The following is a 12,637-nucleotide window of genomic DNA, read 5'->3' on the forward strand; positions in this document are numbered from 1 at the left end:
ATGCGGCTTGCTTTTATATTATTCGATGATATGACGACGCTTGACTTCAGCGGCTTCCATAATGCGGTGACTTGGCTAAAGAAACGCGGCATAGTGGAAAATATGACTTGGGATTATTGCGCGGCTGCGGAAGAGATTACGGATGATCGCGGCATGCGCGTAAAGGCCGATCTTGTTTTGCCGCATTTGGGCGATTACGATGTCGTGTTCATTCCTGGAGGAATGGGGACGAGGAGACTTGTTGGCGACGCTTCGTTCATCGAGTGGCTGCGGACGGCAGGAGGAGCCGAATATAAAGCGTCCGTTTGTACGGGAGCAGTTCTGCTTGGCGCTGCGGGCTTGCTCGCGGGGAAGCGGGCAACTACGAATCCGAACGCTATCGAACTGCTCGTTCCTTATTGCGACACTGCGGTGAAGGAGAGATATGTGCGGGATGACACGGTTTTTACAGGTGGAGGAATTACGGCATCCGTCGATTTGGGATTGTTTTTCATCGAATCGATCTGGGGCGAGGCTGTTGCGGCAGAGATTCAGCAAACGATGGATTATCCGTATTATAAACGCTTAACGTAAGCGTCATAGCAGGGAACAGGAGAAGGACTTGTCCAATTTGGCACAGTTCCTTCTTTTTTATTTGCGTAAAATAGAGAATAATGGAGGAATTTCGGTAATTTTGTAGAAAATTTTAACAGTACATACTGTTTACCGAATGGGAGAGGGCCACATGCTGCATAGAAAAAAAGACAAGAGTACCCATCCAATAAGAAATGAAGCTTATGAGAAGCTAGGCGAGGGATGGGGAGACAAGCGCTCCTTCAGCCCGTTGCAAGGCTCACTGCGGATTGCAGGCATATATTTTATAGTAGGGATCTTGTGGATCTTACTTACGGATCGGGCTGTATCGGCTATTACGGATGATGCGGATTGGCTCGCAAGTATTAATATGATTAAAGGGTGGTTCTTCATCCTCGTTACCGCGCTGCTCGTCTTCGGGCTTATATGGCGGACGCTCAAGCGCATCAAGAGGATGGAAGAGAAGCTGGAGCTTGCTTATCGCGAAATGGTGCAGGCCCACGATGAGCTGGAGTCCGCTTACGAGGAGATTACGGCGACCGAGGACGAGCTGCGGCAGCAATACGAATTCGTCATCGATAATCAGAAGAAGCTGAGGGAAAGCGAAGAGAAGATGCAGCATCTGGCCTACCACGATCTGTTGACAGGTCTGCCGAATAAGCTGGCGCTGTACGAGAACGTATCGAGTTCTTTCCTGGCGGGCAGGCCGGGCCAAGCAGCACTGCTGTTCGTCGATATAGACAACTTCAAATATATTAACGATACGATGGGGCATGGATTCGGCGATCGGCTCATCTTGAAGGCAAGCGAGCGTTTAAGGGCAATCGTCGGCCGTCAGGGTGACGTATACCGGTTCGGCGGTGATGAGTTCATTATCGTATGGCATTCACTAGAGGAGCAGGAGTATATTCATGTCGCGGCGGGCAGCGTTTTATCCTGCTTTAAAGAAGCGGTGGATGTGGAGAACACGATGATTCATATCAGCATTAGCGTAGGCGTCAGCTTATATCCGGATCATGGCAGCGATATGATGGAGCTGGTGAAGCGCGCGGACATTGCGATGTACAAAGCGAAGGAAGCGGGAAAGGACAACTATGTCGTCTTCGATCATCCGCTGAACGAGATGTTCGCCGAACGGATGATGATCGAGAAGCAGTTGTACAAGGCATTAGAGCAGGAAGAGTTCGAGCTGGTCTATCAGCCGCAGGTCGATTTGGCGTCGAACCGGATATCGGGGCTGGAGGCGCTGCTGCGTTGGAAGAGCCCGGAGCTCGGTTACGTATCGCCGCTTAAGTTCATTAACGTAGCCGAGGATTCCCATCTAATCGTGCCGATCGGCGAATGGGTGCTGGCGACCGCTTGCCGATTCCTGAACGAGCTTCATCGCAAAGGGTTCGCTGACCTGACGATGTCAGTCAACATATCCGTGCTGCAGCTGATGCAAAACGACTTTAACGAGATGGTGCTTCGTACGCTGGGACAGTCGGGACTTGTGCCGCATCATTTGGAGCTGGAGATTACGGAGTCGGTGCTGCTTGAATCGTATGATTACGTAAGCGTGAAGCTGAACGAGTTGAAACGCGAAAATATTAAGATCGCGCTGGACGACTTCGGCACCGGCTATTCCTCGTTGAGCCACCTGACTCATCTGCCGATCTCGACGCTGAAGATCGACAAGTCGTTCATCGATCTGATCGGGGCGGAGTCGAATCAAGCGACGCTTGTGGAACAAATTATTTTGATCGGCAAAAGAATGAGCATGTGCGTGATCGCCGAGGGCGTGGAGAATGAGAGACAGCTGGCTTACTTGCAGGAGAGGGGCTGCGACAAGGTGCAGGGCTACTTGTTCAGCAAGCCGTTATCGGCCGGCGAGCTGGAGCAGCTTCTGCTCGGTTGGAATTGATAATGGATAATAAGGGGAACCTTACTTGCACTGAACCTCGTGGTTCAGCGCTGGTGAGGTTTTTTTGAATTGCCTACACCTCCGATTGCGCATGGCAGCGAGTCCCATGTACCCTGTAAGTGCGTATGTGCTCCTACAGACGAGTAACGTATGTGACTTCAGTGTTGTAAGTGCATATGTGCCCTTACAGCAAACTTTGGCGCGTTGCGATCAGTCCCGAGTAGCCTGTAAGTGCGTATATGTTCTTACAGACGAGTAACGTATATGACTTCAGCGCTGTAAGTTCATATGTGCTCTTACAGCGAACTTGGCATACGGCTCATATTGAAAGTTACTTGCAACAAATTTTTTCCATATTCCGTCAGAATAGTGAGGTGATATAGAGTGAGAGCATTTATTTTAGTAGGGTATGTTGCGTTAACGATCGTATTGGCAAGCTGCAGTTCGCAAGCAAACATCGATAAAGGTAGCTCCGATCCCGCACCTACCCCGTCCAATATTGAAGAAGTAAACGGGTCAAGCGCCGAGGCAACTGAAGGCGATTTTGTCTACCGACTTGTCTCTGACAAAGAAGAGTATCGCAAAGGTGAACCCGTAAAGGTATATGGAGAATTAGAGTATATCGGAGACAAGGAATCTGTGACCATTTATCACTCTGCATCACCGTTCTATTTTCCGATAACGGAGACAACAAGGAACTATGGAATTGCTTATATGATGGATCAACCGTTATTGAACACAACGCTCAAAAGAGGAGAACCTCTTCGAGAAGAATACAAACGAGGCGGCGGTTACGGTGAACAAGATGAAAAGGATTATGTCGATTTCATAAAAAGCTTATGGGAGGACGGATTTCCTGAAGGTCACTATGTCGTTGATGGTTCTGTAGATTTTTATGTTCAATCCAACACGGGCGGCGAAGAAGGCAAACAAAGCTTCAATATACAAGCGAACATTGATTTTGAAGTGAAGGAGTAGGAGAGGGAATGGGAATGAACGAAAAAAACATTCACGAAACCCAGTCTGAGAAGCAAGAAACGAGAGATGTATTTTCTAACGTTAATGATATCGATGAGAACCTTCGCTCTATTCAACAAATAGAAGGCGGAGGACCAATACGAAAAGTTGATCTCCGTACGATGCCGCGTCCTCTAAGGATCTTTGGCTATTTTTTCATCTCAGTTATTGTGCTAATGGGTGCAGCGGTTGTTGTAATCAGTTTCGTTCGATAATATGCAATATCGCTTGACTTGGAGTTAACTCCAAGGAGTAAACTGTAATTGTTGGAAAACCATAACGATTATGAAGGTGAGGAACAATGAAATGGAATATATGAAACTCGGAAATACAGGCCTGGATGTATCCCGGCTTTGTCTGGGCTGTATGAGCTTTGGTGTAGCGGAGCGTTGGACCCACCCTTGGATACTTAATGAAGAGAACAGCCGTCCTTTTATAAAAAGAGCTTTGGAGCTGGGCATCAATTTTTTTGATACGGCGAACGTATATTCAGACGGAACAAGCGAAGAAATCGTTGGCCGCGCATTAAAGGAGTACGCCAACCGAGATGAAATTGTTCTCGCGACTAAGGTTCATTTCCGTATGCATCAGGGTCCCAATGGTGCCGGACTTTCCCGTAAGGCGATCATGAGCGAAATCGATAAGAGCCTTAAGAGACTGGGAACGGATTATGTAGATCTGTATCAGATTCACCGCTGGGACTACGATACGCCAATCGAAGAAACGATGGAAGCGCTGCATGACGTTGTGAAGGCCGGGAAAGCAAGATACATAGGCGCTTCGGCAATGTTCGCATGGCAGTTCCAAAAGGCATTGCATGTTGCCGAGAGAAACGGGTGGACGCGATTCGTATCGATGCAAAATCACCTCAACCTCATCTACCGCGAGGAGGAGAGGGAGATGATGCCGCTTTGCAAAGAAGAGAAGATCGGCGTTATTCCTTATAGCCCGCTTGCATCCGGAAGGCTCGCGCGCGATTGGTCCGAAACCACTTATCGTTCCGAAACCGACCAGGCCCAGAAAATGAAATATGACGCAACAGCCAGTGCAGACCTCTCTATTATAGAGCGGGTTGCGGCAATCGCGGAAAAACGCGGCGTTCCAAGGGCTCAAATCGCGCTTGCCTGGTTGCTGCAAAAAGAACCGGTAACCGCTCCGGTCTTCGGCGCTACGAAAATGTCCCATCTCGAAGAAGCGGTAGGAGCTCTTTCCATAACGTTGACCGCTGAAGAAATTGCATCGATGGAAGAGACGTATGTCCCACATCCTGTCGTTGGCGCGATTACGTCACGATAAACGCTTAATTGCAGCTGTGAGTGTAAAGTTGATTAAACCTATTCATTGCCTATATCCGGGTACATGGCCGATGGTATTATTACCGCATATCAGGTGCGCAACTGATGAGTTTACCATTAGCAGGTGTAAAGGAGATAGAGACATGAGTAACGACCAAATTATTAAATCCATGCTTTCTGATCGGGTGAGCATGACGCCGAATGGCTTTGTCGCGGATCTATTAAACCCGGATCAGTTCGCAGATTGCTACGAGTTGTTTTTTGATAAAATATTTGAAATTAGTGCATCGGATATAGCGGGCGTGCCGGGTTACGGCGACTTTGACGAGGACTGTAAAACCGAGTACGGCACCTGCAGGGATTATCTAATCGGCAACTTTGCAGAGGACAAAGAGGGCTATTGGTTTAATTGGAAGGAACTATTCGATACGACGATTTTGGATCGTGATTTTGTCGAAGCGTACTTGAAGGAAATGAACGACAGAATTCATTATTGCGAAGGTAGACGTTATTTGGTAAACAATAATACGTTTTTCGAAAATATGATTACCGACGGCAAGACAACGGTCGGATTTCCCGACTGGAGCAGATCCGGCATTTGCGATTTCCTTTTGGATTTTGTAATTATGGACCTAAATAAGCCTTACTTAAACATACCGGAATTGCTGGTTGAGTATTGCAACCAAAGGAATATCGTCATCCCGGATTTTAAAGAAAGATATTTGTGTATGGCTTACTATAAGGGCATCGATGTTTTGCGCTRGCATGCCTCGATTGATGACACAGAATCCTGCGAGTCTATTATGAAATCAATCAGTGAGTTGAAGGATCGAATTTACGCCCTGTAGATGGTGATGACATGAAATATGAAAATGCCGGCGACATCATACCTGAGAAGCTATTGAAAGAAATCCAAAAATACGCGGCCGGGAAGCTGCTTTATATTCCTACTGGAGAGGAAAAAAGGGCTTGGGGCGAAATGTCCGGCTATCGTGATCAATTGCAGAGACGCAATAGGATGATCCGCAATAAGTATGCCAAAGGGATGACCGTATCGGAGCTTGCGGACGAATATTTTTTATCGTTGGATTCCATGAAGAAAATCATCTATTCGAAGAAAAACGACAGACAGCTGACCTATGCTCCAACCGTTCAGTCAGCCGTTAAATTTGCGGAGATAGGGATGCTTGAGGAATGGATTCAATGTTATCAGCTGTTTTCCAGAAAGGCTGCTCCTCATTCACACGACTGGCTACAAGAAGAGCATATCTACTTTGGCGTCGTGAAGTTTCCTTTGCGTCTCATCCAGCTTGACGGAATTGAGTCAGGGAAGGACTGTGTTAATGAAGCAGATGAACTTTCCTCTGCTCTTCTGCCGCTTCTTATTCAGTATGAAGACGGGAAATTTCATTGCGTCGAACAGAAAGAAATGTTAACTTCATTAAAACAACGCAAAGTAAATGCGTACCCAACCGTAGTTGCTCTGAAGGGAACGTCGGATTATAAACGATTTATGAAGCACTATGGAAACGTATTGCTTTTCATTAAAGATGAATGATGGAGGAACGAAACATGAATTTGACTCCACTGCAACAATCGATATTATTGACTCTAACCACGGAGTGGCAGTCACCGGCGCAAATTTCTGGCCAGCTGCCGAAAGAATCGGGGAATCCAACCGACATCAACCCTTCGCTCCAAAGCCTTTTGCGTGAAGGATTGGTGCAGTCTAATCCCGTTGTTGTCGGTTTGTATCGATTAACAACACTAGGCACAACCCTTAAGACGACGGAATTGTAAGATTGAAAACAGCGGTAGCCTGAGACTCTATATGGAGTCCAAGTCTGCCGCTGTTTTTTTGTTTCGATCCATGTGTAAGTGCTTTACAGTGCCGTCTCTATCTGATAATATGGCTACATTAATTGTTAACCAAAGTATAATAGATTTGGGTTAACAATTAATAAACTATTGGATGGTGATCATTTGTGATAACGGATTTTGAACGACTTTCTACCCTGAATAAGGAACACTTATGGCATCCTTTCACTCAGATGAAAGACTACAATAACTCCGATCCCCTTATTATCCAACGGGGTGAGGGAATCAAGCTGTATGACGTCCAAGGACGCGCTTATTATGACGGTTTCTCATCCGTCTGGCTCAACGTACATGGTCACAACGTGCCGGAGCTAAATCAGGCGATCACGGATCAGTTAGGACGCGTCGCCCATTCAACCCTTCTCGGAATGGCTAACGTGCCCGCAATCGAGCTTGCAGAGAAGCTGGCGGGAATCGCTCCGAAAGGATTAAACAAAGTCTTTTATTCGGATTCGGGAGCAACCGGAGTCGAGATCGCGATCAAAATGGCTTTTCAATACTGGCATAACCAGGGGATACGGGGTAAAAAGTCGTTTATTACTATGAATCAAGCGTATCACGGAGATACAATCGGCGCGGTTAGCGTTGGCGCGATTCCTCTCTATCACGATGTGTTCCGCCCCATGTTATTTCCTTCGCACGTCATCCCATATCCCTACGCTTATCGCCATCAGGGCGGTGAGACGAAAACATTGGAGGCTACGCTAACGGCGCTTAGTCATCTGCTCGAGACGCGTGCAGAGGAGATTGCGGCCCTCATCGTGGAGCCGATCGTGCAAGGCGCCGGCGGCATTATCGTCATGCCGCCGAACTGTTTACGCCAGATGGCTGCGCTTTGCCGCAAGCATGGCGTCCTGCTTATCGCCGACGAGGTGGCGACCGGTTTCGGTCGGACGGGCGCTATGTTCGCATGCGATCTCGAAGGCGTATCTCCGGATTTGATGGTGATCGGGAAAGGACTTACCGGAGGCTATCTGCCTGTGGCAGCGACGCTAGCGACGGATGAAGTGTATAACGCTTTTTATGCCGATTACGAAGAACAGAAGACATTTTTTCACGGCCATTCCTTCACGGGTAACCCGCTTGGTTGTGCCGTTGCTTTGGCTAGTTTGAAGCTAATGGAAGAACGCAAGATGGTTGAAGGGGTAAGAGCTAAGGCATCATTCGTTGAGCAAAAGCTCGAACCGCTTAAAGATCGCCCGCATGTCGGCGAAATCCGGCAAAAGGGACTGATGATCGGTATCGAACTCGTTCGAGATAAGGCATCGCGAGAGCCCTATGATTGGGCAGAACGGATCGGCGTTCGCGCAAGTCTGCGAGCCAGAGAGCTCGGAATGCTAACGAGGCAGCTAGGCAATGTGATTGTTTTCATTCCTCCGCTTGCCAGTACTGAAGCTGAGCTGGATGAAATGACAGATATTTTGGCTGACTCGATAATAAGCGTTACCGATGGAGCATCGGTTACATGAACAAAGCGAACGCCGAAACGATAAACGGTTTATTTGTGACAGGAACGGACACTGGGGTGGGAAAGACAATGGTTACGGCTGCCATCGCGGCCGTGCTTAGAGCCGAAGGGTGGAATGTTGGTGTCTGGAAGCCGGTTCAATCGGGTGCGCGAATTGGCAGCGGAATGACCGATGCTGAAAAACTGGTGCAACTCACGGGAATCGATGAACGGCCTGAAGCGGTGGCACCATTTACATTCGAATCTCCTGTAACACCGATGCTCGCCGCCAAGCAGTCTGGGGTTACACTTTCGCTCAAGGAGCTTATCGAGGCTAGCGCACCGCTCGTTAAACGTTACGAGGCGCTGATCGTCGAAGGCGCCGGCGGTGTCGCGGTACCGTTGACCGATGACGCCCTCATGGCTGATTTTATTTCGGAACTTCGGATGCCTGCTCTGATCGTAGCCCGTTCCTGTCTTGGCACGATTAACCACACGCTTCTGACGGCGTCCTATCTTAGGCAACGCGGAGTTCCGATCATAGGCGTCATTATGAATGACATCAAGTTAACGGAGTCGGTTGACGATCCAAGCATCGCTTCGAATGCGGAGCTCATCGAACGTTACGGCGGACTTAAGGTCCTTGGCCGGTTTCCCCGTTTGCATGCCGATGCGAATTCAGAAACGTTGATACATACCTTACGAAAAACAATACAACTCGCGCCTATTAGAGACGCGATTGCTATTGGGTCCATGGGAGGATGAATAAGTTGGGAACTAATATTGCAGTAATGGATTGGCAATCTCTTGCCGAGAAAGCATTGAGCGGGGGACGTCTAACGTTAGAGGAAGGACTCGCCGTGCTCGAAGCCGACAATGACGAAGTGCTGCTTATCATGAATGCCGCGTTTACGGTGAGAAAACATTTTTACGGCAAAAAAGTGAAGCTGAACATGATCATCAACGCCAAAAGCGGCCTTTGCCCCGAGGACTGCGGCTATTGTTCGCAATCTATCGTTTCGACGGCGCCCGTGAAAAAATACACCTTGCTCGATAAGGAGACGCTGCTTGACGGAGCACGCGAAGCGATGGCACGCAAGGCCGGAACCTATTGCATTGTAGCGGCGGGTAAAGGTCCGACAGACAAGGAGCTTAATCAAGTAGTTGATGCGGTTAAAGAAATTCGTGAAACGATGCCGCTAAAAATTTGCGCATGTCTGGGCATTCTGAAGGACGATCAAGCCAAACGGCTTGCCGAAGCGGGCGTTCATCGGTATAACCACAATTTGAATACGAGCAAAGCCAACTACTCCTCTATAACGACGACCCATACATATGATCAACGCGTTGAAACCGTAGAGAAGGTTAAGACGCACGGCATGTCTCCCTGCTCCGGCGTTATTATCGGCATGGGCGAGACCGATCAAGAAATCGTAGAAATGGCCTATGCGCTTCGCGAGCTCGATACGGATTCGATTCCGATTAATTTCTTGAACGCGATACCGGGAACGCCTTTGGAACATGCAGGCCGAACGCCGTCGATGAAAGGATTAAAGGTGCTTGCCCTGTTTCGTTTCATTTGTCCATCTAAAGAAATTCGCGTAGCGGGCGGTCGCGAAGTGAACCTCCGTACGCTTCAGCCTTTGTCCTTATTCGCCGCAAATTCACTTTTTGTAGGCGATTATTTAACAACTGTAGGACAAGAAGTATCATCTGATCATCAAATCATCGAAGATTTAGGATTCGAGATTGAATTGAACGCCCTGTAAGGCGGTGACACCATGAAATGGATGGAAAAAGAACTCGAAGTATTAGCAGAAGCCTCGTTGGAGCGTTCATTGCGCGAACACAGTATCGTCTCCGAATGGCCTGGGTACACGGTGCGAGGAGAACGAGTGCTGCTCAACCTTTCTTCCAATAACTATCTTGGACTCGCCGACCATCCTGCCATTATCGAAGCAATGAGGGAAGCCCTATTAACCGAAGGAGTCGGATCCGGCGCTTCGCGCCTTGTCACAGGCAACCGGTTGCCCTACGGCCGACTTGAAGAATCGCTGGCCGAATGGCAGAACTGCGAGGCCGGACTAGTTATTGCAAACGGCTATATGGCTAATTCCGGTGTTATTAGCGCGCTTGTTAGCCGTGGAGATGTCGTTTTCAGCGATCAGTTGAATCATGCAAGCATAGTGGACGGCGTCGTACTCAGTCGCTCGGAGCATGCCCGGTACCGTCATAACGACATGGAGCATTTACGGACATTGTTGAATAAGTATCGCGATAATCGGCGAAAGTTGATCGTTACTGACGCTGTCTTCTCTATGGATGGCGACCAAGCGCGCTTGCACGAACTCGTCGCTCTCAAACGCGAGTACGGAGCGATGCTCATGGTGGACGAGGCGCACAGCGGGGGAATTTACGGAAGGCGCGGCGAGGGGTTGTGTCATGAGCTCGGACTGAAAGACGATGTTGATATTCATATGGGTACGTTTAGTAAATCATTCGGCGTTTACGGAGCTTATATTTGCGGCAGCCGCACGTTGATTCGGTGGTTGTTGAACAAAGCAAGACCGCTCATTTATTCAACTGCGTTGCCGCCTTCTCTCGTAGCCGGTATTTCAAAGGCGTTAGAGTTGGTAAAAGCGGATCACTGGCGCCGAGAAAGATTATACAAGGCAAGCAGAGTATTTCGCAGCTCGCTTTGCAACGCGGGTTTCAAAATTGGTGACGGTGACTCTCCAATCGTACCGTTAATCGTTGGCGATAACGATACCGCATTACGTTTCAGCAGCGCGCTTGAAAAGGAAGGGATCGCTGCGGTTGCAATTCGCCCGCCGACTGTCCCTGAAGGTACAGCACGAATTCGCTTTTCATTATCGGCAATGCATTCGGATAGAGAACTAATCGATGCAGCCGACTGCATCTGCACTATCGGGCTTCAAATGGGGGTGCTGCGTCCATGATCGCACGGGACAACTTCGGCACCGTCTTATGGCTGACCGGATGGAGCATACAGGACTCGGTTTTCGATAGGCTGCGCGGGTTGTTGCCAGACTTTCACCATATATCCGTTGACTACAGCGATGCAAATACTCCGCAGAGTATACTGCTTCAGACTGAATTGGCGGCAGAGAGTCTACGTTCTACAAAGGGGTTATGTGGCCCTTTGTTAATCGGAGGCTGGTCGCTCGGCGGTTTATTGGCGCTAAGACTCGCGGCCGCAGGTCTAGCTGATGGCCTTGTTTTATTTGCGGCAACGGCTCGATTTACTCGTCCGAAAGAAGAGGCTGATCGCGGCTGGGCAGATGTGTATGTTAGACAGATGATTGCAGGTCTTTCGAAGGACCGCGAGGCGGTAGAAACAAAATTTCGCCAAATGCTGTTTACGGAATCCGAATTCGAAGCGGGGCTGGACAAGAGCCTTCCTCCTAGCTGCTCCTGGACGATCCCGGCGCTAATCGCGGGCCTTCAGATATTGCGCGGCAACGAACTCTTGTCTCAACTTAAACAAATCGATTGTCCGGTTTTTCTTGTGCATGGGACTGAGGATAAAATATGTCCTTATGGCGCCGCGTCGGAGCTTGCATCATCATTGCCTCACGCCGTGCTTCATACAATACCTTTTTGCGGGCATGCTCCGTTTTTGGGAAGGGAAGAAGAGATTGTTGAACAATTCAGGAGATGGTGGGATGAACAGTCGGATTACCGCAATTCGGCGTCAATTTAATCGCAGTGCAGAGGGATCGTATGACATTCACGCCGATGTACAACGTTCGATGGCAGACCGGCTTGCAAAATCACTCTTAGACTGGAAAAGCAAAAGTCATGCGGACGAACTTAACATTCTTGAAATTGGCTGCGGCACAGGTGCTCTTACCGAGATTTTGGTGAACCAGTGGCCCGCTGCATCTATTACTGCACTAGACATTGCACCCGCGATGATCACAGTAGCTGAACAACGCGTCAACTCAAATACATGCTTTCTTCATGCTGATGTGGAGACGTGGGCTTCTGAGGCCCCGACGGATTCCTTCGACCTTATCGTTTCCAATGCCTGCTTCCAATGGCTAAGTCATCCGTGGCAAACGCTAAACCACATTCAGCGGATTCTTCGCACTGGCGGCCTACTGGCGTTCACGACATTCGGGCCGGATACGTTTCGCGAGCTGCATCAGGCTTTTGATGGCGTTTATCGCGCCAACGGAATGGAGCCTCAACGGCACGGACTATCGTTTCTATCAACTGCCCAGTGGAATAACTTGCTTAAGGAAGCAGGGTTTTCAAATATCCAGTGTAAGCAGGACATTCAAAAGGAAACGTACATCTCCCCAAGAGATTTCCTTCTTTCGGTTAAAGCGATGGGCGCAAGTACTTCTGAAGCCACCACGCCCAGTGGACTAAGCTCTCGACGCCTATTTACCGACATGTATAAGGAATACGAGGATAAGCATGGCATTCAAGGAGGCGTCGTTGCCACTTACGAGTTGCTTTTAATCGAAGCAGAATAAAACAGCGGCAATCTAAGAC

Annotated in this window: 14 protein-coding genes; all 14 read left to right on the forward strand. The window is 48.8% G+C overall.

What is annotated here, in order from left to right; genetic code table 11:
- The 14 genes from AB4Z33_RS02910 to bioC all read left to right on the forward strand — a co-directional run bounded on the left by AB4Z33_RS02910 (position 1) and on the right by bioC (position 12,618).
- A complete protein-coding gene (locus tag AB4Z33_RS02910) occupies positions 1–573 on the forward strand; it encodes a DJ-1/PfpI family protein (RefSeq protein WP_442048456.1) in 573 nt (190 codons plus the stop codon).
- A gap of 151 nt (positions 574–724) precedes the next feature.
- On the forward strand, positions 725–2,476 hold the full coding sequence (locus tag AB4Z33_RS02915) for a putative bifunctional diguanylate cyclase/phosphodiesterase (RefSeq protein WP_442048457.1): 1,752 nt from the start codon (positions 725–727) through the stop codon (positions 2,474–2,476).
- A gap of 384 nt (positions 2,477–2,860) precedes the next feature.
- Positions 2,861–3,454 carry a hypothetical protein gene (locus tag AB4Z33_RS02920; RefSeq protein WP_442048458.1) on the forward strand — a complete coding sequence of 198 codons (594 nt, stop codon included), beginning with the start codon at positions 2,861–2,863 and terminating at the stop codon, positions 3,452–3,454.
- 8 nt (positions 3,455–3,462) lie between these two features.
- Positions 3,463–3,708, forward strand: coding sequence for a hypothetical protein (locus tag AB4Z33_RS02925; protein WP_442048459.1), 246 nt, complete (start codon positions 3,463–3,465; stop codon positions 3,706–3,708).
- A gap of 91 nt (positions 3,709–3,799) precedes the next feature.
- The gene (locus tag AB4Z33_RS02930; protein ID WP_442048460.1) at positions 3,800–4,789 is read left to right on the forward strand and encodes an aldo/keto reductase; all 990 of its coding nucleotides are present in this window, start codon (positions 3,800–3,802) and stop codon (positions 4,787–4,789) included.
- Between the two features lie 142 nt (positions 4,790–4,931).
- Positions 4,932–5,636: a hypothetical protein gene (locus tag AB4Z33_RS02935; protein ID WP_442048461.1), complete on the forward strand. Its 705-nt coding sequence runs from the start codon at positions 4,932–4,934 to the stop codon at positions 5,634–5,636.
- Between the two features lie 11 nt (positions 5,637–5,647).
- Entirely contained in the window at positions 5,648–6,346 is a 699-nt protein-coding gene (locus tag AB4Z33_RS02940) for a CD3324 family protein (RefSeq protein WP_442048462.1), read from the forward strand.
- Between the two features lie 14 nt (positions 6,347–6,360).
- The gene (locus tag AB4Z33_RS02945) at positions 6,361–6,588 is read left to right on the forward strand and encodes a hypothetical protein (RefSeq protein WP_442048463.1); all 228 of its coding nucleotides are present in this window, start codon (positions 6,361–6,363) and stop codon (positions 6,586–6,588) included.
- Positions 6,589–6,773: 185 nt separating this feature from the next.
- The gene (gene bioA, locus AB4Z33_RS02950; protein ID WP_442048464.1) at positions 6,774–8,135 is read left to right on the forward strand and encodes an adenosylmethionine--8-amino-7-oxononanoate transaminase; all 1,362 of its coding nucleotides are present in this window, start codon (positions 6,774–6,776) and stop codon (positions 8,133–8,135) included.
- Entirely contained in the window at positions 8,132–8,878 is a 747-nt protein-coding gene (gene bioD / locus AB4Z33_RS02955; protein ID WP_442048465.1) for a dethiobiotin synthase, read from the forward strand. Before bioA ends, bioD begins: the two co-directional genes overlap by 4 nt.
- A 26-nt stretch (positions 8,879–8,904) precedes the next feature.
- Positions 8,905–9,882 (forward strand): biotin synthase BioB, encoded by a 978-nt coding sequence (bioB, locus tag AB4Z33_RS02960; RefSeq protein ID WP_442048530.1) that lies wholly within the window; start codon positions 8,905–8,907, stop codon positions 9,880–9,882.
- 12 nt (positions 9,883–9,894) lie between these two features.
- Positions 9,895–11,073 (forward strand): 8-amino-7-oxononanoate synthase, encoded by a 1,179-nt coding sequence (gene bioF, locus AB4Z33_RS02965; protein ID WP_442048466.1) that lies wholly within the window; start codon positions 9,895–9,897, stop codon positions 11,071–11,073.
- Positions 11,070–11,837: an alpha/beta hydrolase gene (locus tag AB4Z33_RS02970; RefSeq protein WP_442048467.1), complete on the forward strand. Its 768-nt coding sequence runs from the start codon at positions 11,070–11,072 to the stop codon at positions 11,835–11,837. Before bioF ends, AB4Z33_RS02970 begins: the two co-directional genes overlap by 4 nt.
- Positions 11,800–12,618: a malonyl-ACP O-methyltransferase BioC gene (gene bioC / locus AB4Z33_RS02975; protein WP_442048468.1), complete on the forward strand. Its 819-nt coding sequence runs from the start codon at positions 11,800–11,802 to the stop codon at positions 12,616–12,618. Before AB4Z33_RS02970 ends, bioC begins: the two co-directional genes overlap by 38 nt.
- Positions 12,619–12,637: the final 19 nt, after the last annotated feature.

It is taken from the genome of Paenibacillus sp. 2TAB19 (assembly GCF_052115185.1).
Classification (GTDB): domain Bacteria; phylum Bacillota; class Bacilli; order Paenibacillales; family Paenibacillaceae; genus Pristimantibacillus.